Raw genomic sequence first — 23,414 nt, forward strand, 5'->3', positions numbered from 1 at the left:
TCACGGGACGTTCCGGCGCTGCCCGTTCTCGAAGTAGGCGGCCAGCACCGGATCGAGCGGCGGGACCCTGCGCGGGGTCCCGCCGTCCCGCAGCGACTGCGTCGCCCCGTACCCCGCCGCCACGGCCATCCGGGCGGCGACCGGGGAGGTGTCCGTGGGGCCGCCCTCGCGGACGAAACGCAGGAACTCGTCGATCAGCAGCGGGTCCGCCCCGCCGTGCCCGCCGTCCGACGGGGCCGCGGGCACGGGGTGGCGGGCGTCCGGCTCGGCCCGGTAGGACGAGCGCCGGGTGTTCCAGACCCTGACCTCGCCGCCCGGGCCGTCCCCGAAGTTCTCCAGCCGGCCCGCGTCCCCGATGACGGTGTAGTTGCGCCAGTAGTCGGGGGTGAAGTGGCACTGCTGGTAGGCGGCCAGGACCCCGTTGCCCAGGCGCAGGTTCATCAGCGACACGTCCTCGACGTCGATCACCGGGTTGAGGTCCCGCTGGGTGCCCGGCGGCCAGTGCCCCTCCCGCGTGTACCAGTCGGCCGTCTTCGGCTCGCCCGGCGCCCGGCGGTGCGGGATCGCGCCGTAGACCATCAGGTCGCCCAGGGCCTGCACGTCCTCGGTGTAGGACCCGGCCAGCCAGTGCAGGACGTCCAGGTCGTGCGCGGCCTTCTGCAGCAGCAGCCCGTGGGTGAAGCGGCGTTCGGCGTGCCAGTCCTTGAAGTACCAGTCGCCGCCGTAGCCCACGAAATGCCGGATCCACACCGTCTTCACCGCCCCCACCGCGCCCCGCGCGATCAGGTCCCGCATCAGCCGGACCACCGGCATGTGGCGCATGTTGTGCCCCACGTACAGCCGGGTGCCCGTCTCGTACGCGGTGCGCAACACCTCGTCACAGCGCTCCACGCTGATGTCCAGCGGCTTCTCCACGAAGACCGGCCGGCCGGCCCGCAGGGCGCGCCCCGCCAGCTCGGCGTGGGTGTGGTCCGGGGTGAGGACCAGGACGGCGTCGATCCCGGGCCGCCCGATCACCTCCCGCGGGTCCGCGCCGACCCGCGCGCCGGGGAACGCCCCGGCCGCGGCGGCCCGGGCCCGCGGGTCCGGGTCGGCGACCGCGGTCACGACGGCGCCCCGGCCCGGCCGGTGCGCCGTCCGGGCCAGCGCCCCGCGCAGCCCGTACCCGAGGACCCCGATCCTGATGTCCGGCACGGCCGCCCTCCTCTGCTCCAGGACGCAGGTCTACCACCCCGGGCGCACCGTGCGACAGGGCACCGCGGGCCGCTCAGCGGCCGGGGTCGCGCCGGATCTCGAAGTGGTCGATCCGTTCGCCGGTCTCGGCCAGCGCGCTCACCTTCAGCCGGGGGAAGCGGCCCGTCTCCACCTCCACCGCGAGGAAGGAGTAGTTCGTGTACCGCACCCGCGACCACTCCACCGTCTCCGGCGCCTTCGCCCCGCCCTTGACCCAACGGTAGGTGTCCACGGAGTCCCGGTCGGCGACGTGGCCCTCGTACGAGTCGGGGACCGGGAAGGCGTACAGCGAGCGCCCGGCCGCGCCGGCGGTCACGTACACGATGCCGTCCCGGGTCGGGTCGGTGCGCTCGCCGATCGGCACCTTCCGCCCGACCCTGCCCCCCTTGATGGCGTCGGTCCGCTCGTACACGTGGTTGTGGCCGTTGACGACGAGGTCCACCCGGTGCTTCTCGAACAGCGGCACCCACACGTCCCGCACCCCGCCCTCGGAGGCGTGCGCGCTCGTCGTGGAGAAGGCGCAGTGGTGGAAGAACACCACGATGAAGTCCACGTCGCGGTGGTGCCGCAGCTCGCCCAGGCGCCGGTCCAGCCAGGCGGTCTGCCGGCCGCCGCTGATGCCGAAGTTGACGGGGATCTCGTACGAGACGTCGTTGGCGTCGAGCGCGACCACACCGACGTTCCCGTGGACGAAGGAGTACGCGCCGGGCTGGTTCACCGGGTCGGGGCCGTTGTCCGGCAGCGACCAGCGGGCGTTCTGGCCGCCGTAGCCCTGCGGCGAGTACCAGGCCTCCATGTCGTGGTTGCCGGTGGTCACCATCCACGGCACCGTCTTGGCGACCGTCTCCGTCTGCGCGAGGAACAGGTCCCAGGCGCGCGCGTCGTAGGTGTCGCCGGTACCGCCCGCGCCGGAGGAGTCGGCGTAGCAGATGTCGCCCGCGTGCAGGTGGAAGGCGGGGTTCTGGGCGAGCAGCACCGCGTCGTTGCCCAGCGCGTGGTAGCTGACGCCCTGGTCGCCGAAGGCGGTGAAGGTGAAGTCCTCGGGGCGCGCCGGAGCCGTGGTGAAGGTACCGAGCGTGCCCAGGTTGCGGTGGTCGGCCGGGTCGAAACCGTCGTGGCCCACCCCGTAGTAGTAGGTCTGCCCCGGGTGCAGCCGGTCCAGGGCCACGTGCAGGTGGAACTGCTCCGCCGCGGCGATCCTGCCGCCGCCCAGCACCGGGGTGCTCAGGTGCCGCACCTCGGCCTCGATCCGGACGCCGAGCGCCCACGGGCTGGTGCCCAGCCGCAGGTACGGCTTGCGCACCGCGAACGGCACCTGCCAGGAGACCCGCATCTGCGTCTTCGGGTCGGCCCCGTACTGCAGGTGCCGCCCGAACGGCGCGGCCGTCGAGCCGTCGACCCCGCGCCGCTCACCGGAGGAGACCAGGGTGGGCGCGGCGTAGGCGGGCGAGGCCGCCCCCGCGCCCAGCCCCAGGCCCGCCACGGCCGCCGTCAGCGCGCCGGCGCGCAGCGCACGGCGCCGGGTGAACGTGGCGCGCAGGTACTCGTGCTGCTCGGCCATGCTCATCCTGGCGGCGAGCGCACGGGGGATTCCGAAATCGGGTACGTCCGGTTCCATGGGGTGAACTTCCTCTCCCGAGGCGACGTCCGGCGCACCACCGGGTGAACGGCGCCGGTACGAACCCCCATGAGAGCCCATGGAATCCCCCGCCCCGGGTAATGGCTCAGTGCGCGGTCACCGTGTACGCGGCGAGTGCGCGGTTGCCGTGCGGCAGGGCGACGGCCCGCAGCACGTCGGCCTGGCTCAGGACGAGTTCCCGTACGGGCTCGCCGAGCGCGGCCAGGCGCCCCGGCTCCGCGACCAGGTCGAGGCAGGCGGCGATCTCCCAGTCGCCGTCCTGCAGTTCCGCGGTGTCGACCCGACCGCCGCCGTCGGCCGTCCAGCCGGCCCCAGGCAGGAGCCGCAGCAGCGCCTCACGGGAGAAGGGCGTGCGGACGTTGCCCTGACCGTGCGATCCCGCGGCCTCGACCTGCCCCTGGACGAGCACGGCCAGGAGGTGCGCGAGCCGGTCGCCGGACGAGGGCGTCAGGTCCCACTCGGCGAAGCACAGCCGCCGCGCCCAGGGCCGCACCCGCGCCAGTGTGTCGCGCAGCTGCCCGAGCGAGGCGAAGTACCAGGCGCAGTGCGCGAGCACCACGTGGTCGAAGGCGCCTTCGAGGAAGCCGGTCGAGGGGTCGAGGACGTCGGTGCCGAAACGGAAGTCGATGCGCGGCCCGAGCCGCCCCGCGGCCAGCCGGGCGGCCGACGCGCCGAGCGTGACGGGTGCCCCGTAGGAGGGGTCGGCCACGTCGACGGCCACCACCCGTCCCTCGGACCCGACGGCCTCCGCCAGCACGGCGGTCATGTCGCCCTGGCCGCACCCCAGTTCGAGGACGGTCGCACCCGGCGCGATGCCCCAGCCGGCCACGAGGCGGGCGCGGTGGCGGGTCTGGGCCAGCTGGATGCCGGGGCTGTGGTCGGCGGCGGCCATGGCGGCCGCGATCGAGGGCGCCTCGGCGCGCGGATCGGAGTGGTTCACGGAGTCCCTGCTGACGCTCGTCGGGTCGGTGCGGGCCGATGGTACGAGACGCCCGGGGGAACCGCCGCGGCGCGAGGCCGGCCGGCCCGGCACCGGCGTGCCGGAAAACCGTTGGCCCGGTCGTGGGGGTGAGCCTAGGGTTCGGCCCATGACGATCATCACCCCCCATGCCGTGGACCGGTCCGTGTCCCTCACCGCCCGGGCGCTCCGAGGGGTGGCGCACCTCGACTGGTCCGTACCCGCCGCCGGGCTGGAGTGGAGCTGTTACGACACGGCCGTCCACATCGCGGGCGACTTCACCGCGTACGCCGCCCAGCTCACCGGGCGCGCGTCCGGCGGGTACGTCCCGTTCGAGATCAGCGCGGACCCCGGCACCACCCCCGAGGGCCTCGTCGAGGTCATCGAGGCCACCGGGGGCCTGCTGTCCGCCGCCGTGGCCGCGGCCCGCCCCGGGGACCGGGCCTGGCACCCGTACGGCATGGCGGACGCGGGCGGTTTCGCGGCCATGGGCGTCGTCGAGACCCTGCTGCACACCCACGACATCCTGAACGCCCTGGGCGTCCACGACTGGGAGCCCGACCCGGACCTCTGCCGGCAGGTCCTCGACCGGCTCTTCCCGCAGGCGCCGCACGCCGGCGCCCCCTGGCCGACCCTGCTGTGGGTGACCGGCCGGGCCGCCCTCGGGGACCTGCCCCGCCGGCCGGTCTGGCGCTGGTACGCCGAACCCGTCCCGGCGGGCCGCGTCGTCCTGTGCGAGATCTCCCCGCAGGTCGCCGCCGACCTCCACGCGGGCGGCACCGGCGGATTCGCCTGGGCCGGGGACGGCCCCGGCGAGGGCACCCGGGTCGCCTCCGCCATGGTGCTCAAGGCCAGGGAACAGGGCACGTACCGCCCGGGGTGGGGCCCGTACGCCATCGTCCGGACGGAGGACCGCCGCGCGATCGGCGGCATCGGGTTCCACGGCGCCCCCGACGCCGACGGGAACGCGGAGGTCGGCTACGACCTCGTCCCGTCGGCCCGCGGCAACGGCTACGCCACCGACGCGCTGAACGGCCTCGCCGCCTGGGCCTTGGGGCAGCCCGGCGTGACCGCCCTGCACGCCTCGATCGACCCGGACAACGCCCCCTCCCACGGCGTCGTCGGCCGGGCGGGCTTCGAACGGACCGGCGCCACCGACGACCACGGCCTCCGCTACGTCCTGCGGGCCCCGCAGGGCTGACCCGCCCGGTCCTCAGTCCGTCCCGTTCGCGATGCGCAGGGCCAGGGCCTGCAGGATCTCCTCGGTGGAGGTCGCGGGGTCCGTCTCGTCGTAGGCGTCCGCCACCGCCTCGAACGCCAGGATGAACCCGTTGACCAGCGCGTTGAGGGGTTCCGACACCTGTTGCAGCACCGACAGGCCGATCTCCGCGGCGTCCGCCTCGGCGGGCACCGTGAACCGGTCCGGGGTCACCTCGCCCAGCAGCTCGGAGATGTACTCGACCCCGACGCCGCCGCGCAGGCCCACCAACGCGGCGATGGCCTTCAGCCGCGCGTCGTCGTCCCTCATCGCGCCCCCGTGCCCGGCCGCCGGTCGGTCGTCAGTCATGGCGGGGCGCCTGCCCGCCTTCCCCGGGTTCATGCCCGTGGCGCGCGGGAACCCGGCCCGCGGTGCGCCGTATGAGGGGCGGCCGGGCGGGTAGGCGCCGCCAGCGGGCCACGCTCCCGCGTCTCCCGACACGAAAGGACGTGAGTACGGTGCGCATCGCATTCCTGACGGCGACCGAAGGCGTCGAGGAAGTCGAACTGAACGAACCCTGGAAGGCGGCCCTGGGGGCCGGCTGGACGCCCCAGCTGGTCTCGACGGAGCCGGGGGAGGTCCAGGCGATGCGTCACCTGGACAAGGCCGGCACCTATCCGGTCGACCACGTGCTGACCGGGCCGTCCGACGACGGCTTCGACGCCCTCGTCCTGCCCGGGGGAGTGGCGAACCCCGACGCCCTGCGGATGAGCGAGGCCGCCGTCGGATTCGCACGCGGCTTCTTCGCGTCGGGCCGGCCGGTGGCCGCCATCTGCCACGCCCCCTGGCTGCTGGTGGAGGCCGACGTCGTCCGGGGGCGGACCCTGACCTCGTGGCCCAGTCTGGCCACCGACATCCGCAACGCGGGCGGCACCTGGGTGGACGAGCGGGTCCACGTCTGCCGGGCGGGGGCCAGCCCCCTGGTCACCAGTCGCAAACCGGACGACCTGCACGCGTTCTGCGAAGCGTTCGTGACCGTCTTCGGCGGCTGAACACGGCACCCCCGCGGCGTCCCCGCCGACCGGTCCGCGCCGGCCGACGGGGACGCCGTCGACCGGTGTCACTTCCGGCCGGCGGCGACACCTCCGAGCGGTTTCACTTCCACGGCGGCACGACCGCGGGGCCCCCCGCGCGCACCGCCTCGACGACGGCCTCGTGGAACGCCCGGCTGGCCTCCTCCCCGGCACACACCACCGGGCTGCCCGACAAGGTCAGCCAGTGCGCCCCGCCGCTGTACTGCACGGTGACGTGGGCCAGCCCGTCCGTCTCGGTCCAGGTGGTGTGGACATCGAGTTCACCGGTCAGGATCCCCTCCTCCTCCGTCCGTACGCCGCCGTGTCCGGCGAAGACGCCGAGCGTGGTCCATGACGCCCAACTCATGTGTTCTCCCGCAGCGGTTCGTTCAGGACGGAGGGGCGGCGACGAGGGTGAACAGACCGGTCGAGCCGGTGAGCTCCAGCACCCGGACCATCTGGTGGCTGGGAGCGGCGAGCACGAGGCGGTGCCGTGTCGCCCGGGCGCGCTGCTGGGTCGCCAGCAGCACGTTCAGTCCCGAGGAGTCGCAGAAGGACGAGTGGCGCAGGTCGACGACGATGTCCGCGCCGTCGGGGGCCTCGTCCAGGGCCGTCTTGAGCAGGGCTCTCAACTGCTCCGCGTGGTCGAAGTCCATCTCGCCGCTCACGTGGACGGCCTGCGGTTCCGCGCTGCGGGCCGCGGGCCGGCTGGTGCGGTCCTTGCCGCTGGTCATGGCGCACCTCCTGTATCCCTGGCATCTGCCCGGGGCGCGGTCGCCCATGCGTGCCGACGGCTCGGCCTCCCGCCGGGCCGGACGCGGGCCCCTCAGGTGTGGAGGCGGCTGTTGGTCCCGTCGTGGCCGTCGGCCTGGTCGTCGTCGAACCAGTAGTCGCCCGCCGCCAGGTACCGGAACGAGTGGCCGCGGTGGGCCGGGAGCGTGACCGTGGCCGCGCGCATGCCGTCGGCACGGGTCTCCAGCGGATGCGCGGCGGGGTTCCAGTGGTTGAAGTCCCCCACCACGCTGACCGGACCGTCCGGGTCGTCGCCCGGGAGGACGAAGGTGACCTGGGTGCGGCCCTTGAGCTGCTTGCGTTCGAGCACCGGTAACTCCCCACGGGTGGCGCTGGCAGAGGTCCGTGCACCCTCGCACGCTCCTCGCCGCCCCGGCCCCCGGCCACGCCGCCGGCCAGGGGAACCATCACCCGCCCGGCCCCTGCCCGGCCCCCGTACGCACCCGTACCGCCCGCGGCCCGCCCGCCGCCCTGGAGCGCCCCGTGCCTGTACCCGGCGGGCTTCCGGCGCGCGTTCGGCGACGAGCTGGCCGAGGCCTACCGCGAGGCGACCGAGGACGCCGGCCCCGGCGTCCGCGTCGGCGGGCTTCGCCGCCAGGGTCACCACCGGACGGACCGGCGCGGTGGCCGCCCTGCGCTGACGCCGCCGCGACGCCGCCTACGGCGGCCCGGGCCGGGCGGGGCGGGGCCGCGGGCAGGACCGGCACACCCACTGCGAGCGCCGGACCGCCGAGGGGCGGCGCCGCGACGCGTGGCCGGCGGCGCACAGGATGCGGTGGGGGACGTGGACCCCCTGCCACCCCGGCTCCACCAGCACCGCGCCCACCGCGGCGAGCCGGTCCCGGAACGCGGCCTCCGCCGCCTGCGGACACCGCCGGGCGCACACCCGGCAGATCCCCTGCCTCTGCTGGAGGTTGGCCGGCCGCGGCGCGACCAGATGGCCGGCGGCACACCGCACCGCATGCGGAACCGAGTTGCCCAGCCAGGCCCCTTCGAGCAACTGCGCACCGGCCTCGGCCAGTAGAAGCCGGAACGCCGTTTCGGCGCGTAACGAATGGGCGGGTCGTGATGGTTGCACGTGATCCCCCGGAATGTGAGGAATCCACCGTACGCAGGAGAGCGTCCCCTCCGCACCTCGCCGACGCGTCTCGCCAACGGCCCCCGCCCCCGCCCCGCGACGGGGAGGGGGCGGGGGGAACACCCGGCGCGGGTAAGGGCGTACGGTGCTGCTGTGATCACAGGTGAGACGACGACACCCGGTACCGCGCTGCTGCTGGCGGCCGCCCCGGTCGGCAAGGGCCGGCTGATCGACGCCACGCGCGTCCTGGCCACCCTCGCGGCCTGCCCGCCCAGTTCCCTGACCCGGACCGGCGCCGGGACCATCGTCGAGCTGGCCGACCCCACGGATCAGCAGACCGTCCTCACCCGCATCCGTGCCGCCGCGGCGGCCCCGGGCCCCCTCACGCTCCTCCTCGCGGGCCAGCTCCACCTCGACACGAGGCAGCACGGCATCCACCTGGCCCTCGCCCGGAGCACCCCCTCCACCCTGCGCTACACGGGACTTCCCTGGGCCTGGCTGGCCAGTGAGCTGGGTCCGCGGCGCCCGGGCACCACCACCGTCCTCGTCGACCTGGTGGCGACACCGGAGACGTGGCACAAGACCTGCGCGGAAGGCCTCACGCTCGGCCACGGCATAGCGCTGCACGGCCGCGTCACCCCTCCGCCGCCCCGGGGCAGGGTCGCGGCCCCGGCCTACCTGCAGGCCGTGGCCGCCATCTGGCGCAGCGGCCTGACCCCACCGCTGGCCGAGCTCCACGCGAAGGCCGCCGCCCAGGCCGGTCAGGACCCGGCCGGCGCACTGTTCCTCGCGGTGGAGGCCACGCCGTCGCCCGCCCTGCCCCTCCGTACGGCGCCGGTCGCCGCGGCCACACCCGAGGACCCCCTTCCCGCGATCCTCGCGGCCGCGCGTGCCGGGCACCACGGCCAGGCGGCCTCGCTCGCCGTGCAGTGGCAGGACTGGGCGGTGCGGACGTACGGTCCGGGGTCGGCCGAGGCCGTCCACTGGCTGGAGGTCCGTGCCGACCTCGCCCACGTCGCCGGTGACGCGGCGGCCAGCTGCGAGCTGTGGATGGCCGTGGTCGACGCCCGGCTCGCCCGCCTCCAGGCCGCGGACGCGCCGGAGGTCGAGGCCGCCGTCGACCGTGCCCACCACCAGTGGCAGTCCATCCGGGACGCGGCCAGGGCCCGGGAGCTGGGCCCCCGCCTGGTCTCCCTGCGCCGCCGGGTCCCCGGACGGCGCCCGGGCGCGACCGAAGCCGTCCAGCGCCGGCTGGAGCTGCTGCACACCATGCCGCAACAGGCGACGGGCGCCCGCTGACGCCGGGCAAGAGGACGAGGACGACGAGGCCCGCCGGCGCCCCGGCCGTCCACCGGTACACGGCCGGGCGGCGAAGCGCTCCTCGACGGCCGAATCCCGCCCGGGGTTCAGCTCAGCTGGTCGCGCACGAGATCAAGGAATGCCTGTCGGCTCGGACGTATGTGCGCCCAGACCTTCTCGTCCTGCGGATCTTCCGGGTCTTCGGGGCCCTTTCTGATCACCTCCTGTACCGCCCAGGCGAGGCCGTGTGCCGCTTCGCTGACCTCGGGCGCGCACAGGACGTGGATCGTCTTCTGCGTCACCCACACCCTGTCGAGGACCTGCCGTGCCCGGGCCTGCCACTGCTCGTCAGCCAGGTTGTGGTGATGTCGATCGACCGCGACTCGTTCTGCCTCCTGCACCGCAGACAGAAATTCGATGACGTGAGTGAGACGCTCGTTACGGCGCGCCTCGGCAAGTTCACGAGCACTGCGGCGCGCCTCGCCGCGTTCCTGGGCGTGTCCTGCCGAGCGCTGGGTCAGTATCGACATGAGCCCGCCGAGCAGGACGCCGATGAGCGGCGCAAGCGTTGTCCACACCCCGTCAGACTATGACATCGATGGCATGGACATGCGGCCGGGGCCTCGGCGGGGTGTTCCCCTTCGGGGTGGTGCGGGTTTCGGAATTCGTGATTCCGGGGACGGTGTCCCGGCACACCGTGATCGTCCCCCGCCGGGACGGCGCCCGCTCACGACAGCCGAGGGACAGCATGGGTTCGAAAGGCACGCGCCGGACGGTCGCGTCGGCCGCTCTCGCCGGGGTGGCCGTCCTCGCTCTGGCGGCTCCGCCCGGGGCCGCCGCGCCGCGGACCGGGACCGCACCGCCGTCCGGGGCGGTGACCGGACGGCAGGACGCCCCGCCGCAGCCGCCCCCGCCCCGCCTGCCGCGGGACTTCCGGGGCAAGGGCAAGTGGATCGTCCGTGACCTGGACATCACGGTGCCGGTCACCTGGGAGGGGAGGGGCGGCGACAGCCAGATGACCGCGGGGGGCCCGCAGTACCCGATCTGGTTCACCAACCTCATCTACCACGACACCCTGTACACGCTGACGTACAAGTGGCCCGGCCTGAACGAGCACCCCTGCTCGCGCATCCCGGGCTTCGATCTGGAGGCGCTGAACCGGATTTTCGAGAAGGCCCGGTTCGTCGGCCGGGAGACGCTGCGGCGGACCCCCGAGCGGCAGGTGAACCACTGGAGGGTGGGCGTGGTCTTCCCGGACCTCCCTCCCGGCAACCAGCCCCGGCTGCCGCTGGCGCTGGGCGACATCTACGTCGACGAGCACGACCGGAGCACCTTCTGGCAGGTGCTGCAGTTCGGGGTCCAGAACCTCTACGACCCCGAGCTGGACGAGTGGCTGGTCATGGACACCTTCGAGCACCGGCCCGGCACCGTGACCCTCCCCAAGAGGTGCGAACCGCCCACCTGACTCGTGGTGCAACGCGAGTCCGCCCCGTCTCCCGACGAGGCGGGGACATCGGCGTCCGGATTCTCCTTTACCGGCTGAGCGACTTCAGGGCCGCCGCGTCATACGGCTTCAGCTCGTCGAAGCGGTTGCCGAGGACCTTCGCCGCCCACTGCGGGTCCTGGAGCAGCGCCCGGCCGACGGCGACCATGTCGAACTCCTCGCGTTCCATGCGGTCCAGGAGGTTGTCGATGTCGCCGAGCGCCGCACCCTCGCCGGCGAAGGAGCGGAGGAAGTCGCCGTCGAGGCCGACCGAGCCGACGGTGATGGTCGGCCGGCCCGTGAGCTTCCTGGTCCAGCCCGCCAGGTTCAGGTCGGATCCCTCGAACTCCGGCAGCCAGTAGCGCCGGGTGGAGGCGTGGAACACGTCGACGCCCGCGGCCGTCAGCGGCGCCAGGATCGCCTCCAGCTCCTCGGGGGTCTGCGCGAGCCGGGCGTCGTAGGCCTCCTGCTTCCACTGCGAGTAGCGGAAGATGACCGGGAAGTCGGCCGGGACGCGCTCGCGGACCGCCGCCACGATCTCGGCGGCGAACTTCGTACGGGCCACCGCGTCGCCGCCGTAGGCGTCGGTGCGGCGGTTGGTCCGCTCCCAGAGGAACTGGTCGAGCAGGTAGCCGTGCGCCCCGTGCAGCTCGACACCGTCGAAGCCGACCCGCACGGCCTCCGCGGCCGCGTCGGCGAAGGCGCCGATGACGTCGTCGAGGTCGCCGCGGGTCATCGCCCTGCCGGTGCCCTCCGTCCCGTCGACGCGGATGCCGGACGGGCCGACGGCGGGCGCCTCGGCGTACGGGGCGTCGCCCTGGTTGCGCACCATGCCGATGTGCCACAGCTGGGGCACGATCGTGCCGCCCGCCTCGTGCACGGCCGCGGCGACCTTCGACCAGCCCGCCAGCTGGTCCTCCCCGTGGAACCGCGGCACCCGGTCGCTCTGCCCGGCGGACTCGTGGCCGACGTAGGTGCCCTCGGTGACGATCAGGCCCACCCCGGCCGCGGCCCGGCTGGCGTAGTACGCCTGTACGTCCTCGCCCGGCACGCCCCCGGGGGAGAACATCCGCGTCATCGGCGCCATCGCGATGCGGTTGGGGACGGTCAGACCGTTCAGCGTGATGGGCCGGGAGAGGATCTCGGCCGCGCGGGAGGCGGTGGACGTGGTGACGGTCATGCGGATCCTCCGGGTTGAGGCTGGGGCTCGTCGGACGACAACGAGAAGTGCATAGTACACACGCTATGTATCATGCATATTGCTGCTGCGCGTTCGGTCCTCCGGTCCTCCGGTCCTCCGGTCCTCCGGTCCTCCGGTCCTCTGCCGGCGCGGGCCCGCCGGGCGGCGGGTCGGCGATAATGGAGCGCCGGAAGGAGCGGGAGGCGCGGTGCCGGAGAAGCTGGAGAAGCTGGAGCGGGAGCTGATGCTGCTCTCACGGCACCAGGTGCTGGCCCGGCGCGAGCGCGACGCCGAACGCCTGGAGCGGTCGGCGTACCTGCTGCTCAGCCGGATCGACACCCAGGGCCCCATGTCCATCGGACAGTTGGCGGAGGCCTTCGGGCTCGACACCTCGACCGTGAACCGTCAGACGGCCGCGCTGCTGCGCTGCGGACTGGCCGAGCGCGTCGCGGACCCCGACGGCGGCATGGCCCGCAAACTGCGCATCACCGCCGAGGGAGGGCGCCGGCTCGCGGCCGACCGCGAGGTGAACCGGTCCTGCCTGGCCCGCGTGGTCGCCGACTGGTCCCCGGAGGAGGTGCGGGAGCTGGAGGACGTCCTGGTCCGGCTCAACCGCAGCGCCGAGGCCCTCGAAGGACGGTACTGGCCGCGCACGGAGGAGGACGGCCCCGGCACCACGCGGCCGTGAGCGACGCCCCCCTCCCGCCCACCCCGAACCCGGCCTGACGCCCACACGCCCATCCGACGCACCTGCGCGCCCTTGCTGCCACGCCGGCGGCCCGTGCATGATCACGTGAGCCGGCCGCCGCCCGCGGCGGGCGTTTTCCCGGACGCTGGGGGGGCGTGAGCCCGTACCGATTCAATCCGCCGCCGAACTGGCTCTTACCGGCGGGCTGGACACCGTCGCCGGACTGGAAGCCGGACCCTTCCTGGCCCCCGCCCCCGGCCGGATGGCAGTTGTGGCTGCCGGCCCAGCAGAGCGGAGACGACCGGCAGGACCAGCCGGCGCCGGAGGTGCCCGCGCCGCGGCGGACCCGCTGGTTCCGGCGTGGTCGCCAGGAGGGCGGCAGCGAGGCGGAGCAGCTCCGGGACTGGATCACGCGGACGCAGGGGGCCGACGCCGCCGCCGTGGCCCTGCTGATGCGGCAAGTACGCGGGGAGGCCGACGAGATGCGCACCCGCGCCCGGCAGGAAGCCGAGGCCATCCTGCGTGAGGCGCGGCAAGGGGCCAAGGAAGGGCGGGCGGCGGCCCGCGAGGCCGCCCGCGCCGCGGAGAAGGCCGGTCAGGAGGCGCAGGCGCACCGGGCCGAGGTCTTCCGGGCGGAGAGCCGGCTGAACGACCTGCGCGCACGGATCGTGACCACCGACGAGAGCGTGCTGCTCCAGGAGGTCGGGATCTACGCGTACCGGCACCCTTTGGACGACGCCGTGGCCTACCGGGCCCGCCTGGACGCCGTCCGCACCAGGATCAAGGAGCTGGCGCGGTCGCAGCAGGCGGTTCTCGCCGCCACCGGCTGGACCGTGAACGGATCGGCACGCCAGGGCGCCAAGATGCTCCGCGACTACTCCACACTCATGCTCCGCGCCTACAACGCGGAGGCCGATGACGCCGTCCGCAGCATGCGTCCGCACCGACTGGCCTCTCTCGTCGACAGGCTGTACAAGAGCCGCGAGACCATCGCCAAGCTGGGTGCCACCATGGACATCCGCATCTCGGACGCCTATCACGACGTCCGGGTCGAGGAACTGCGGCTGACGGCGGACTTCATGCAGCGCAAGGAGGAGGAGAAGCAGGCCCAGCGGGAAGCCCGTGCCCGCGAGCGGGAGGAGGCCGCCGCGCAGCGGGAGCTGGACCGCGAGCGGGAGAAGCTCACCAAGGAGATGGGCCACTACCAGAGCGCCCTCGACCGGCTCCGGGCGCAGGGGGACCACGCGGGAGCCGCGGAGATCGCGGCGAAGCCGGCAGAGATCGAAAGCGCGCTCGACGACGTGGAGGCCCGCGCCGCCAGCCGCCTCCACCAGGAGTTCGCCTCGCGGCGGGTCAACCGTGTCAACAGCCGCAAGGAGTTCTTCCACGTCACCCCTGCCGAGGTGAAGGCCGTCCTCGAACGCGGCGCCGGCGAGCACCTGGTGGAATTCAACGAAGTCGCCGAGGCGATCGAGTGGTGTAGCAGCACCACCCGATGACAGCGGCCCGGCGACGGTTGCAGGGCGGAACCGCCTTCATGCTGCCTGTCGTGGCGCACGGCGTGAGGTAACTCACCTTTGCGTTTGCGTAGGTGAACACCGGGAAGAGGGGTCGCTGGAGCGGAACCCTGCACTCCGGCCCCTCGGGGCGGCGCAGGACGCACGCGGGCGGATCCCGCCCCGCTCCACGGCCCGCCGCCCCCCGGCCCTCCGGAAGGCGGCGGCGCGCCGTTTCCGGTACGACTCGTGAGGTGTATGTGTCCACGCTCCAGGCCGAGCACGTGTACAAGGTGTTCGGAAGGACCCCCGACGACGCGGCGTCCGCGGTCCGCGCGCTCGCGGAGGGCGCCGACCGCGAGGCGTTGCGCGCCGACGGTACGACGGCCGCTGTGATCGATGTCTCGTTCCGGGTGGAACCGGGCCAGATCTTCGTCGTCATGGGCCTGTCGGGATCCGGCAAGTCCACCCTGCTCCGCATGCTCAACGGGCTCCTCGACCCCACCTCCGGGCGGGTCCTCTTCGACGGCGAGGACCTCACCGCCCTCGACCCGCGCGAGCTGCGCCGCGTCCGCTCCACCAAGATCAGCATGGTCTTCCAGCACTTCGCACTGTTCCCGCACCGCAACGTCCTGGAGAACGCGGGCTACGGACTGGAGGTCCAGGGCGTCCCCCGGGCCGAGCGCGAGCGCCGGGCCGCGGAGGCCCTGGAGCTGTGCGGGCTCGGCGGCTGGGAGACGTCCTGGCCCGACGAGCTGTCCGGCGGCATGCAGCAGCGCGTGGGGCTGGCCCGCGCCCTGGCCACCGACGCCGACCTCCTCCTCATGGACGAGTCCTTCAGCGCCCTCGACCCGCTGATCCGCCGCGACATGCAGGACCAGCTCCTCGAACTCCAGCGCACCCTCAAGAAGACCATCGTCTTCATCACGCACGACCTCAACGAGGCCATGCGCCTCGGCGACGGCATCGCCGTGATGCGGGGCGGCCGCGTCGTCCAGCAGGGCACCGCCGAGGACATCCTCACCCGTCCCGCCGACGACTACGTCGCCTCCTTCATCCAGGACGTCGACCGCTCTCGCGTCCTGACGGCCGACGCCGTCATGGCCCCCGTCCCCGACGGCGCCCACCCCTGCGACTGCCCCACGGTGAGCGCCGACACCCCGCTCGCCGACGTGTGCGCCGTCAGCGTCCGCGTCCCCCACCCGGTCGCCGTCACCGGAGCGGACGGCGCCGTCGTCGGCTCCGTGCCGCAGGGCCGCCTCGTCGGCTTCATCGGCGACGAGCAACGCCCGCCGGTGCGCTGCACGGGGGTGGCCGCCTGATGCCCCGCCTGCACCTCGGCTCCTGGGTCGACGGCGGCGTCGACTTCCTCCAGCGCCACCTCGCCTGGCTCTTCGACGCCATCGGCTCCCTCGTCACCGCCCTCGACGACGGCCTCGACGCGGTACTGTCGGCCCCCGCCCCGCTGCTGTTCGCCGGGATCCTGGCCGTGGCCGCCTGGTGGCTGCGCGGCCTGCTCGCCGGCCTGCTCGCCTTCGCGGGCCTCGCGCTCGTCGACTCCCTCGGCCTGTGGTCCGAGGCCATGTCCACGCTGTCCCTGGTCCTGGTCGCGACCCTCATCACCCTGGCGATCGCCGTCCCGCTCGGCCTCCTCGCCGCACGCTCCGACCGGCTCAGCGCGGTCCTGCGCCCCGCCCTGGACTTCATGCAGACCATGCCGGCCATGGTCTACCTGATCCCCGGCATCATCTTCTTCGGCGTGGGCGTCGTCCCCGGCATCATCGCCACCATCATCTTCTCGCTGCCGCCCGGTGTACGGATGACCGAGCTCGGCATACGCCAGGTCGACGGCGAACTCGTCGAGGCGGCCGAGGCCTTCGGCACCGCCCCGCGCGACATCCTGCTCCGCCTCCAGCTGCCCCTCGCCCTGCCCACGATCATGGCCGGCGTCAACCAGGTCATCATGCTCGGCCTGTCCATGGTCGTCATCGCCGGCATGGTCGGCGGCGGCGGGCTCGGCGGCGCCGTCTACCGCGCCATCGGCAACGTCGACATCGGCCTCGGCTTCGAGGCCGGCGTCTCCATCGTGATCCTGGCCATGTACCTCGACCGGATGACCGGCGCCCTGGGCCGCCACGTGTCCCCGCTCGGCCGGCGCGCCCTGGCCGGGGCCCGGTCCGCCGCCGGCGGATTCGCGGCCCGGCTCTGGAGCCACCGCCCCCGGCCCGTCCACGCCGTCACCGGAGTCGTCGTCCTCGCCCTGGCCGCCGGCGCCCTGAACACCTTCGCCGGATCCGGCGAAGCGCAGGCCGGCACGCCCGGCGCCGCGAACACCGGCAAGGGCCGCACCGTCTCCCTCGGGTACATCCCGTGGGACGAGGGCATCGCCTCCACGTTCCTCTGGAAGGAGCTCCTGGAACGGCGCGGCTTCAAGGTCGACGCCCGCCAGCTGGAGGCCGGGGCGCTCTACACCGGTCTCGCCGGCGGCGGCGTCGACTTCCAGACCGACTCCTGGCTGCCCGTCACCCACGCCCAGTACTGGGAGAAGTACGGGGACAGGCTGGAGGACCTCGGCTCCTGGTACGGCCCGACCTCGCTGGAGCTCTCCGTCCCCTCGTACGTCAAGGACGTGCGCTCCCTCGCCGACCTCAAGGGCAAGTCCGACCGGTTCAAGGGCAGGATCATCGGCATCGAGCCGAGCGCCGGCGAGATGTCGATCCTCAAGGACAAGGTCCTCAAGGAGTACGGCCTGGACGGCGAGTACCGGGTCGTCGACGGCTCGACACCCGGCATGCTCGCCGAGTTGAAGCGGGCCTACGACAAGAAGGAGCCCGTCGCGGTGGTGCTGTGGTCCCCGCACTGGGCGTACTCGTCCTACGAGCTGACCAAGCTCCAGGACCCGAGGGGCGCCTGGGGCAAGGGCGACGGCATCCACACCCTGGCCCGCAAGGGGTTCGCGCAGGACGAGCCCGAGGTGGCGCGCTGGCTGCGCGACTTCAAGCTCACCGAGGAGCAGCTGACGGGGCTGGAGGCGAAGATCCAGCAGACCGGCAAGGGCAAGGAGCAGCAGGCGGTCCGCGCCTGGCTGAAGGAGAACCCGGACGCCGTGCGCCTCACCTGACCCGCGGCCCCTCAGCCGTCCCCGGCCGCCGCCCCGCACTGCGGGTCGGCGGCCGCCTGGGCGCAGAGCGCCCCCTCGACCTTCCGCAGCAGCCGCAGCAGCTCCGCGCCCTCGGCGTCGTCGAGCCCGGTCAGGGTCTGGCGCTCCAGCTCGGCCCAGGCCTCCCGGACCCGCTGGAGCAGTCCGCGGCTGGTCTCCGTCGCCTCGACGAGGGAGGCCCGGCGGTCGGCCGGGTCGGGGCCGCGGCGGACGTGCCCCGCCTGTTCGAGGCGCTGGAGCATCTTCGTCACGGTGGAGGGGTCCAGACCCACGCTCTTGATCAGTTCCGACTGACGCACGGGCCCGTTGTCCCACAGGTGCATCATCACGAACTCCTGCCCCGGATGCAGGCCCAGATCCCGCAGCAGCCGCCCGGCGGCGATGCGGTGCAGCCGGGCCACCCGGCTCAGTCCGTGGCTGACCGGCCCGTCCAGTACCGCGCTCGGGGGCCCCGGACAGCCCTGCGGCACCGTGTCGTCCCGCTCCTGCGCGATGTGCGTCGTCATCGTTCCGCTCCTCCGCCTGATCGTCCGGGAAGATTTTACCTTGGTCGACCAATGAATGGGTGTACGGTGGCTGCGAAGCCAATCATTGGCCGACCAATTAATCCTGTGAGGGCAGACATGACCAGCGCTTTCGACCCCATCAGCGTCGGCGGAACCCGGCTCGCCAACCGCATCGCCATGGCTCCGATGACACGCAGCCGTGCCGCCGCCGGCGGACTGCCGACGGAGCTGACGGCCGAGTACTACGCCCAGCGCGCCTCGGCCGGTCTCGTCATCACCGAGGGGATCCAGCCCTCGGCCGTGGGCCAGGGGTACCCGTTCACCCCCGGCCTGCACAGCGCCGAGCAGGTCGCCGCCTGGCGCCGGGTCACCGACGCGGTGCACGCCGCCGGCGGCCGGATCTTCGCGCAGCTCATGCACACCGGCCGGATCGGCCACCCGTCCCTGCTCCCCGAGGGCCTGGTGCCGGTCGGTCCCTCTCCCGTCGCCGCCAAGGGCCGGGTCTTCACCGCCGAGGGCCCCCAGGACTTCGTCACCCCGCGCGAGCTGACCGCCGCCGAGGTCCGCGAGACCGTCGCCGACTACGCGACGGCCGCCCGCAACGCCGTCGAGGCGGGCTTCGACGGCGTCGAACTCCACGGCGCCAACGGCTATCTGATCCACCAGTTCCTGGCTCCGGGCAGCAACCTGCGCACCGACGCATGGGGCGGCACCGTCGAGAACCGCGTCCGCTTCGCCGTCGAGGTCGTCAAGGCCGTGGCCGCCGAGATCGGCGCCGACCGCACGGCCCTGCGCATCTCGCCCGGGAACCCGTTCAACGACATCGACGAGCCCGACCCGCGGCCGACGTACGAGGCGCTGGTCAAGCACCTCGACCAGCTGGGCCTGGCCTACCTGCACATCATGGAGCCCGCCGGCACCCGGGAGACCACCCTCGCCCTGCGCGAGCAGTTCTCCGGCCGGTTGGTCCTCAACCCGGCCACCGAAGGGCCCACCGACCACCGCGCCCTCGCCCTGATCGACCAGGGCGTCGCCGACGTCATCGCCTTCGGCGGCCTCTTCATCGCCAACCCCGACCTGCCGGCCCGGCTGCGTGCCGAGGGCCCGTACAACACCCCGGACGCCTCCACGTTCTACGGCGGCGACGCCCGCGGTTACACCGACTACCCGACGCTGTAGGACGCCACCCAGCCCCCGGCCCCCGGCCCGCTCACCCGGGCGACGCGCCCGGCGTGGGGGCCGGGCGCGTCGTGTCACTCGGGGTGCGGGGCCGGTGGGCCCGGCTCAGTTGCCGATACCGGCGGTGCCGACGCCCGAGTTGCCGATGCCGTGGGTGCCGAGGCCGGTGTTGCCGAGGCCCGCGTTGCCTACGCCCCAGTTGGCGATGCCGGCGTTCCCGACGCCCGAGTTGGCGATGCCGGCGTCCCCGACCCCCGAGTTGGCGATGCCGGCGTCCCCGACTCCGGAGTTCCCGATACCCGCGCTGCCCACGCCGTCCGCACCGGCCACGCCGGCGCCGCACAGGGCCAGCACCGCCGCGGTGCCGAGGGCGGTCGTCACGCGGAGAAGAGTCGTGCGCATGGTCACATACCTCCTATTTCGGTGATCTTTCCCGCCTATCCTTAACACATACTTATGCCGAATATCGGAAGAAACATCCGAAGCCGCCGCCCTGTCACGCCACCGGCCCTCCCTTGGTTCCGTGACATGAGACACAGCGCCTGCGGGGGCTCCGTAGGCGTCCGGAGGTCATCCAGGCGGCCGTATGTCGGCATTTTTCTGCGTTTGCCACGGACATATCGCACTCCACCGGAAACGGAATTGTCGACTTTAGCCTGCTCGCCCCAACAGGGCTGCCGGGAGTCGGTTCCGGCGGTGCGTCAGGTTCGCCCGGATGCGTCCGAACGGCGCCATGCACGATTCTCCGGTCCTTTCAAGCCGCACCCCGGCCACCCCCGGCGGCCGGCCGCGCCCCGGCTTGCCATCCCTCGGCGGGGCTTCTCAGAATGGCGGCTCCTGCGGCGCCCCTGCCGTCCCGGCGCCGGGAGCTCGCGATCACCGAGTGAGGTCACGCATGAGGAAGCACCGTAAGAAGACGCACTACCGGAAGATAGCCGTCGCCCTCGGCGCGCTGGCCGTCGTGGGCGTCCCCACCGCCGCCATGGCCTGCCTGGACCCCCAGGACACCGGCCCCGCGCACACGGCCTCGGCATGGCAGGCCCCTTCCCCCGCCGGCCGGCAGGCCCCGCCGCAGGCACAGATCCCGGTCGGGACCGACCCCGCCCCCGAGCTCCCCGAGGCCGTGCCCCCGCCGGCCCCCGCAGAGCCCGTCGCCGAGCAGCCGGCCGGGCGGGCCGCCCACGCCGCCCCGCCCGCCCCGGCCCCCCGGCCGGCGGCGCCCCCCTCGGCCGAGCCGTCGGACGGCCCCGCCGCCGATGCCCCGGCCCCGCAGACCGCCGGAGCGCCGGCCGACGCGCAGGCCAAGGTCCTCGCCCTGGTCAACCAGGAGCGCGCCGCCGCCGGCTGCCCCGCGCTCACCGTCAACGCGCGGCTCACGCAGGCCGCCCAGGACCACAGCGCGGACATGGCCGCCCACGCCACGATGTCCCACACCGGCTCCGACGGCTCCGACCCGGGCGCGCGCATCACCCGTGCGGGCTACGCGTGGCAGACGTACGGCGAGAACGTCGCCTACGGCTACAGCACACCCGAACAGGTCATGGACGGCTGGATGAACAGCCCCGGCCACCGGCGGAACATCCTCGACTGCTCCTACCGGGAGATCGGCATCGGCCTGGCCCAGCCGGGCCAGTACTGGACGCAGGACTTCGGCGCGACGCGCTGACCCGACGGACCCCGGGGCCCGGGGCGGGACGCCGGTCCCGCTACGCCCCCCAGTCCTTCCGGATCAGCTCGTACGACCGCACGCGGTCGCGGAACCCGTAGACGGGGGTGGTCAGCATCAGCTCGTCCGCCCCCGTCTCCCGGGCCAGTTCACCGAGCCGGCGTACGACGGTCTCGGGCGTCCCGACCGCCTGCTGCGCGCGGAAGCCGGCCAGGGCCTGCCGCTCCGGCTCCGTGAACGGATGGACGGCCGCCTCCTCGGGCGTCGGGAAGGGGAAGTCGCCGATCCCCTTGAGGAGCCCGGCCTTGACGACGTCCATCGGCCCGATGAGCCGCCGGGCCTCCTCTTCCGTCTCCGCGCACACCGCCTCCACGCACAGCAGCACCCGCGGCTGCCCGCACCACCGCGACGGGGTGAAGTCCGCCCGGTAACGGTCCAGGACCGCACGGGTGTTCTCGGGCCGGATGTGGTGCGCGACGGCGACCGGCAGGCCGAGTTCCGCCGCGAGGCCCGCCCCGGCGGTGCTGGAGGCCAGCAGCCACGGCTGCGGGAGCGGGCCGAGCGCGACCTCGTCGACCAGGAAGGACAGGATGGCGGCCACGTCGTCGTGGTACTCCGCGTCGGTCGTCGGTCCGGCTCCGCGGCGCAGGGCCCGCGCGGTGCCCTCGTCGAAGGTCCCGGGCCCGCGGCCGATCCCCAGGTCGATGCGGTCCGGGTGCAGGGCGGCGAGCGTTCCGAACTGCTCCGCCAGGGAGATCGGCGCGTGGTTGGGCGCCAGCACCCCGCCCGAACCCAGACGGACGGCCGAGGTGGAGGCGGCGGCGTGCGCGCTGAGCACCACCGGCGGGAAGGCGCCGATGGCGGGGGAGTGGTGGTGCTCGGCGTACCAGACCCGGTGGTACCCCAGCCGCTCCATCTCCTGGGCGAAGGCCGCGGTGTCCCGCAGGGTGTCCAGGGCACGGGTGCCGTCCTGGACCATTGCGACTTCGAGTGCGGAAAGAGGTATGTCGACCATCCCGCCAGCATAGGGATCATGCGGCCGACGAGGCCCACGGTGATCCTTTTCACGCCACTTCACGGGTCAGCGCGGTGAGCAGGCCGCGGGCCTTGCGCAGGGAGCGGGGGCGAGGCGGGTCCCGCCAGGGGTCCCGCGCCAGCAGGCCGTCGACCGTGGCGAGGGTCCAGCGGCGGGACGAGAGCCCCGGATCATCCAGATCGCCCCAGGCCAGCGGGGCCGCGACGGGGGCGCCCGGGAGGGCGCGGACGGCGTAGGGGGCGACGGCGGTCTGGGCGTAGGCGTTGCGCTGGACGTCGAGGTACAGGCGGCCGCGTCGGGCCTGCTTGCGGGGCTCGGTGGTGAACCGGTCGGGGTGGCGGGCGGTCAGGACGTCGGCGACACCGCGCGCGAAGGCGCGTACGTCGTCGAAGGGCGAGCGGCGGTCGAGGGCGACCACGACGTGGAGCCCCCGGGAGCCGGTGGCCATGAGCGAGGACGGCAGTTCCAGCTCGTCCAGGAGCCGGTGGAGGCCGCGCGCGGCGTCCCGTACCGGCGCGAAGTCCTCGCCCGCCGGATCGAGGTCGAACACCAGCCTGTCCGGATGGCGGGGCCGGTCGGCCCTGGACAGGAAGCGGTGCGGGGTGGTGCACGCCTGGTCGGCCAGGTAGAGGAGGGTGGCGGTGTCGTCGCAGACCGCGTAGGTGACGGTGCCGTCCTCCTTGGGAAGCTCGGCACGGTGGATCCAGTCCGGGAAGTGTTCGGGGACGTCCTTCTGCATGAACGCCGGCCCGCCGGTCCCGTCGGGATGCCGCTCCAGCATGAGGGGCCGTCCGCGCAGGTGGGGCAGCATCCGCCCGGCGACCGTGCGGTAGTAGTGGGCCAGATCGGCCTTGGTGATCCCGTCACCGGGGAAGAGCACCTTGTCCGGGCGGCCGATGCCGACGACGCGGCGTCCGGCCCGCACGCGCTCCGCCGGCACGGCGGGCTGCTTCTTCGGCGTCACAGGGTCCTCCCGGCCGGCCGCTCCGGGACCGCGTCGCGCGCCGGCCCGTCCGCGCGCGGCCCCACGTGGCGGGGGCGACGGCCCGCCCCCACCGCGCGGTTGACGGACCCACCCCCACCGACGCGGCTACCCGGCTGCGCCGCCCTCCATCCGCGCCGCACGCGTGGGCAGGAGCGGGCATCGGGCCAAATGAGCCGGTCGCGGGCCGCTTGGGCGCTCCGGTAGAGGGCAGGCGCGCCGTACCAGGCCGCCGGGACCGGCCGCGTGGCCGACCGAATCTCGGGAGAAACACCGTGACCACCGCACGCGAGATCATGACGCCCGACGCCACCTGCGTCGGTGCCAACGAGAGCATCCTGGACGCGGCGAAGAAGATGACCGACCTCGGGGTGGGCGCACTGCCGATCTGCGGCAGCGACCAGCTCCTGAAGGGCATGCTCACCGACCGCGACATCGTCGTGAAGGTCCTCGGCGTGGGCAAGGACCCCTCCACGTGCACGGCCGGCGAGTTCGCCCAGGGCGAAGCGGTCACCATCGGCGCCGACGACGACGCCGCGGAGATCCTGCGGACCATGGCCGAGCACAAGGTCCGCCGCCTGCCCGTCATCGACGGCCACACCCTCGTCGGCGTCGTGGCCCAGGCCGACGTCGCCCGCGCCCTGCCCGACCCGCAGGTCGGCGAGCTCCTCGAAGCCCTCTCCAGCTGACGCCCGCGGCCGGCCGCGGCGTCGCCGGCGGCCGGGGGACGGAGCGTTTCCGGACCCCGGCCGTGGGCAGGCGCGCAGT

Annotated in this window: 24 protein-coding genes; 11 read left to right on the forward strand and 13 right to left on the reverse strand. The window is 73.7% G+C overall.

Annotation, left to right across the window (positions count from 1 at the left end):
• From ACZ5NJ_RS21555 to ACZ5NJ_RS21565, 3 genes are all read right to left on the reverse strand, one after another.
• A complete protein-coding gene (locus tag ACZ5NJ_RS21555; RefSeq protein WP_468766697.1) occupies nt 1–1,194 on the reverse strand; it encodes a Gfo/Idh/MocA family protein in 1,194 nt (397 codons plus the stop codon).
• A gap of 73 nt (nt 1,195–1,267) precedes the next feature.
• Complete coding sequence (locus tag ACZ5NJ_RS21560) at nt 1,268–2,794, reverse strand: purple acid phosphatase family protein (protein ID WP_468766698.1); 1,527 nt, start codon at nt 2,792–2,794, stop codon at nt 1,268–1,270.
• 163 nt (nt 2,795–2,957) lie between these two features.
• Entirely contained in the window at nt 2,958–3,764 is an 807-nt protein-coding gene (locus ACZ5NJ_RS21565) for a class I SAM-dependent methyltransferase (protein ID WP_468766825.1), read from the reverse strand.
• A 196-nt stretch (nt 3,765–3,960) separates the two neighbouring features.
• Between ACZ5NJ_RS21565 and ACZ5NJ_RS21570 the strand changes: the two genes are divergently transcribed.
• Nucleotides 3,961–5,031 (forward strand): GNAT family N-acetyltransferase, encoded by a 1,071-nt coding sequence (locus ACZ5NJ_RS21570; RefSeq protein ID WP_468766699.1) that lies wholly within the window; start codon nt 3,961–3,963, stop codon nt 5,029–5,031.
• A gap of 12 nt (nt 5,032–5,043) precedes the next feature.
• Here ACZ5NJ_RS21570 and ACZ5NJ_RS21575 read toward each other — a convergent pair whose 3' ends face one another.
• On the reverse strand, nt 5,044–5,397 hold the full coding sequence (locus ACZ5NJ_RS21575) for a hypothetical protein (RefSeq protein ID WP_468766700.1): 354 nt from the start codon (nt 5,395–5,397) through the stop codon (nt 5,044–5,046).
• Nucleotides 5,398–5,546: 149 nt separating this feature from the next.
• Here ACZ5NJ_RS21575 and ACZ5NJ_RS21580 point away from each other — a divergent pair, with 149 nt between their 5' ends.
• Nucleotides 5,547–6,080, forward strand: a complete 534-nt coding sequence (locus ACZ5NJ_RS21580) for a type 1 glutamine amidotransferase domain-containing protein (protein ID WP_468766701.1) — start codon at nt 5,547–5,549, stop codon at nt 6,078–6,080.
• 103 nt (nt 6,081–6,183) lie between these two features.
• Here ACZ5NJ_RS21580 and ACZ5NJ_RS21585 read toward each other — a convergent pair whose 3' ends face one another.
• From ACZ5NJ_RS21585 to ACZ5NJ_RS21595, 3 genes are all read right to left on the reverse strand, one after another.
• The gene (locus ACZ5NJ_RS21585) at nt 6,184–6,468 is read right to left on the reverse strand and encodes a hypothetical protein (RefSeq protein ID WP_468766702.1); all 285 of its coding nucleotides are present in this window, start codon (nt 6,466–6,468) and stop codon (nt 6,184–6,186) included.
• A gap of 22 nt (nt 6,469–6,490) precedes the next feature.
• Nucleotides 6,491–6,835, reverse strand: coding sequence for an STAS domain-containing protein (locus ACZ5NJ_RS21590; RefSeq protein ID WP_468766703.1), 345 nt, complete (start codon nt 6,833–6,835; stop codon nt 6,491–6,493).
• Nucleotides 6,836–6,927: 92 nt separating this feature from the next.
• Nucleotides 6,928–7,203 (reverse strand): isoamylase early set domain-containing protein, encoded by a 276-nt coding sequence (locus ACZ5NJ_RS21595; RefSeq protein ID WP_468766704.1) that lies wholly within the window; start codon nt 7,201–7,203, stop codon nt 6,928–6,930.
• A gap of 921 nt (nt 7,204–8,124) precedes the next feature.
• On the opposite strand from ACZ5NJ_RS21595, the gene ACZ5NJ_RS21600 reads away from it, so the two are divergent.
• Nucleotides 8,125–9,270 carry a hypothetical protein gene (locus tag ACZ5NJ_RS21600; RefSeq protein ID WP_468766705.1) on the forward strand — a complete coding sequence of 382 codons (1,146 nt, stop codon included), beginning with the start codon at nt 8,125–8,127 and terminating at the stop codon, nt 9,268–9,270.
• Nucleotides 9,271–9,377: 107 nt separating this feature from the next.
• Here the strand turns inward: ACZ5NJ_RS21600 and ACZ5NJ_RS21605 are convergent, their stop codons facing one another.
• Entirely contained in the window at nt 9,378–9,848 is a 471-nt protein-coding gene (locus tag ACZ5NJ_RS21605) for a hypothetical protein (RefSeq protein WP_468766706.1), read from the reverse strand.
• A gap of 170 nt (nt 9,849–10,018) precedes the next feature.
• On the opposite strand from ACZ5NJ_RS21605, the gene ACZ5NJ_RS21610 reads away from it, so the two are divergent.
• Complete coding sequence (locus ACZ5NJ_RS21610) at nt 10,019–10,735, forward strand: hypothetical protein (protein ID WP_468766707.1); 717 nt, start codon at nt 10,019–10,021, stop codon at nt 10,733–10,735.
• Nucleotides 10,736–10,802: 67 nt separating this feature from the next.
• On the opposite strand, the gene ACZ5NJ_RS21615 is transcribed toward ACZ5NJ_RS21610, so the two are convergent.
• Nucleotides 10,803–11,933: an NADH:flavin oxidoreductase gene (locus ACZ5NJ_RS21615; protein WP_468766708.1), complete on the reverse strand. Its 1,131-nt coding sequence runs from the start codon at nt 11,931–11,933 to the stop codon at nt 10,803–10,805.
• A gap of 244 nt (nt 11,934–12,177) precedes the next feature.
• Between ACZ5NJ_RS21615 and ACZ5NJ_RS21620 the strand changes: the two genes are divergently transcribed.
• The 4 genes from ACZ5NJ_RS21620 to ACZ5NJ_RS21635 all read left to right on the forward strand — a co-directional run bounded on the left by ACZ5NJ_RS21620 (nt 12,178) and on the right by ACZ5NJ_RS21635 (nt 17,238).
• Nucleotides 12,178–12,621, forward strand: a complete 444-nt coding sequence (locus ACZ5NJ_RS21620) for a MarR family winged helix-turn-helix transcriptional regulator (RefSeq protein ID WP_468766826.1) — start codon at nt 12,178–12,180, stop codon at nt 12,619–12,621.
• 155 nt (nt 12,622–12,776) lie between these two features.
• On the forward strand, nt 12,777–14,120 hold the full coding sequence (locus tag ACZ5NJ_RS21625) for an SNIPE associated domain-containing protein (RefSeq protein ID WP_468766709.1): 1,344 nt from the start codon (nt 12,777–12,779) through the stop codon (nt 14,118–14,120).
• 257 nt (nt 14,121–14,377) lie between these two features.
• Complete coding sequence (locus ACZ5NJ_RS21630; RefSeq protein ID WP_468766710.1) at nt 14,378–15,439, forward strand: quaternary amine ABC transporter ATP-binding protein; 1,062 nt, start codon at nt 14,378–14,380, stop codon at nt 15,437–15,439.
• Entirely contained in the window at nt 15,439–17,238 is a 1,800-nt protein-coding gene (locus ACZ5NJ_RS21635; RefSeq protein WP_468766711.1) for an ABC transporter permease/substrate binding protein, read from the forward strand. The genes ACZ5NJ_RS21630 and ACZ5NJ_RS21635 overlap by 1 nt, the downstream gene beginning before the upstream one ends.
• Nucleotides 17,239–17,249: 11 nt before the next feature.
• Here the strand turns inward: ACZ5NJ_RS21635 and ACZ5NJ_RS21640 are convergent, their stop codons facing one another.
• Nucleotides 17,250–17,783, reverse strand: a complete 534-nt coding sequence (locus ACZ5NJ_RS21640) for a MarR family winged helix-turn-helix transcriptional regulator (protein WP_468766712.1) — start codon at nt 17,781–17,783, stop codon at nt 17,250–17,252.
• 117 nt (nt 17,784–17,900) lie between these two features.
• On the opposite strand from ACZ5NJ_RS21640, the gene ACZ5NJ_RS21645 reads away from it, so the two are divergent.
• Complete coding sequence (locus ACZ5NJ_RS21645) at nt 17,901–18,962, forward strand: alkene reductase (RefSeq protein ID WP_468766713.1); 1,062 nt, start codon at nt 17,901–17,903, stop codon at nt 18,960–18,962.
• Nucleotides 18,963–19,067: 105 nt separating this feature from the next.
• Here the strand turns inward: ACZ5NJ_RS21645 and ACZ5NJ_RS21650 are convergent, their stop codons facing one another.
• On the reverse strand, nt 19,068–19,364 hold the full coding sequence (locus ACZ5NJ_RS21650) for a hypothetical protein (protein WP_468766714.1): 297 nt from the start codon (nt 19,362–19,364) through the stop codon (nt 19,068–19,070).
• Between the two features lie 493 nt (nt 19,365–19,857).
• Between ACZ5NJ_RS21650 and ACZ5NJ_RS21655 the strand changes: the two genes are divergently transcribed.
• On the forward strand, nt 19,858–20,628 hold the full coding sequence (locus ACZ5NJ_RS21655; protein WP_468766715.1) for a CAP domain-containing protein: 771 nt from the start codon (nt 19,858–19,860) through the stop codon (nt 20,626–20,628).
• A gap of 40 nt (nt 20,629–20,668) precedes the next feature.
• Here ACZ5NJ_RS21655 and ACZ5NJ_RS21660 read toward each other — a convergent pair whose 3' ends face one another.
• Entirely contained in the window at nt 20,669–21,643 is a 975-nt protein-coding gene (locus tag ACZ5NJ_RS21660; protein ID WP_468766716.1) for an LLM class flavin-dependent oxidoreductase, read from the reverse strand.
• Nucleotides 21,644–21,692: 49 nt separating this feature from the next.
• Entirely contained in the window at nt 21,693–22,628 is a 936-nt protein-coding gene (gene ligD / locus ACZ5NJ_RS21665; protein ID WP_468766717.1) for a non-homologous end-joining DNA ligase, read from the reverse strand.
• Between the two features lie 293 nt (nt 22,629–22,921).
• On the opposite strand from ligD, the gene ACZ5NJ_RS21670 reads away from it, so the two are divergent.
• Nucleotides 22,922–23,335: a CBS domain-containing protein gene (locus ACZ5NJ_RS21670; protein ID WP_468766718.1), complete on the forward strand. Its 414-nt coding sequence runs from the start codon at nt 22,922–22,924 to the stop codon at nt 23,333–23,335.
• The last annotated feature ends 79 nt before the right edge of the window (nt 23,336–23,414 follow it).

This window comes from Streptomyces sp. NPDC032091 (assembly GCF_055580265.1).

Excerpts from the sequence above, each read along its gene's own strand:
- ACZ5NJ_RS21560 (WP_468766698.1), bottom strand. The coding sequence starts at position 2,794 with ATGGCCGAGCAGCACGAGTACCTGCGCGCCACGTTCACCCGGCGCCGT.
- ACZ5NJ_RS21565 (WP_468766825.1), bottom strand. The coding sequence starts at position 3,764 with ATGGCCGCCGCCGACCACAGCCCCGGCATCCAGCTGGCCCAGACCCGC.
- ACZ5NJ_RS21570 (WP_468766699.1), top strand. The coding sequence starts at position 3,961 with ATGACGATCATCACCCCCCATGCCGTGGACCGGTCCGTGTCCCTCACC.
- ACZ5NJ_RS21575 (WP_468766700.1), bottom strand. The coding sequence starts at position 5,397 with ATGACTGACGACCGACCGGCGGCCGGGCACGGGGGCGCGATGAGGGAC.
- ACZ5NJ_RS21585 (WP_468766702.1), bottom strand. The coding sequence starts at position 6,468 with ATGAGTTGGGCGTCATGGACCACGCTCGGCGTCTTCGCCGGACACGGC.
- ACZ5NJ_RS21590 (WP_468766703.1), bottom strand. The coding sequence starts at position 6,835 with ATGACCAGCGGCAAGGACCGCACCAGCCGGCCCGCGGCCCGCAGCGCG.
- ACZ5NJ_RS21610 (WP_468766707.1), top strand. The coding sequence starts at position 10,019 with ATGGGTTCGAAAGGCACGCGCCGGACGGTCGCGTCGGCCGCTCTCGCC.
- ACZ5NJ_RS21615 (WP_468766708.1), bottom strand. The coding sequence starts at position 11,933 with ATGACCGTCACCACGTCCACCGCCTCCCGCGCGGCCGAGATCCTCTCC.
- ACZ5NJ_RS21620 (WP_468766826.1), top strand. The coding sequence starts at position 12,178 with ATGCTGCTCTCACGGCACCAGGTGCTGGCCCGGCGCGAGCGCGACGCC.
- ACZ5NJ_RS21635 (WP_468766711.1), top strand. The coding sequence starts at position 15,439 with ATGCCCCGCCTGCACCTCGGCTCCTGGGTCGACGGCGGCGTCGACTTC.
- ACZ5NJ_RS21640 (WP_468766712.1), bottom strand. The coding sequence starts at position 17,783 with ATGACGACGCACATCGCGCAGGAGCGGGACGACACGGTGCCGCAGGGC.
- ACZ5NJ_RS21645 (WP_468766713.1), top strand. The coding sequence starts at position 17,901 with ATGACCAGCGCTTTCGACCCCATCAGCGTCGGCGGAACCCGGCTCGCC.
- ACZ5NJ_RS21650 (WP_468766714.1), bottom strand. The coding sequence starts at position 19,364 with ATGCGCACGACTCTTCTCCGCGTGACGACCGCCCTCGGCACCGCGGCG.
- ACZ5NJ_RS21655 (WP_468766715.1), top strand. The coding sequence starts at position 19,858 with ATGAGGAAGCACCGTAAGAAGACGCACTACCGGAAGATAGCCGTCGCC.
- ACZ5NJ_RS21660 (WP_468766716.1), bottom strand. The coding sequence starts at position 21,643 with ATGGTCGACATACCTCTTTCCGCACTCGAAGTCGCAATGGTCCAGGAC.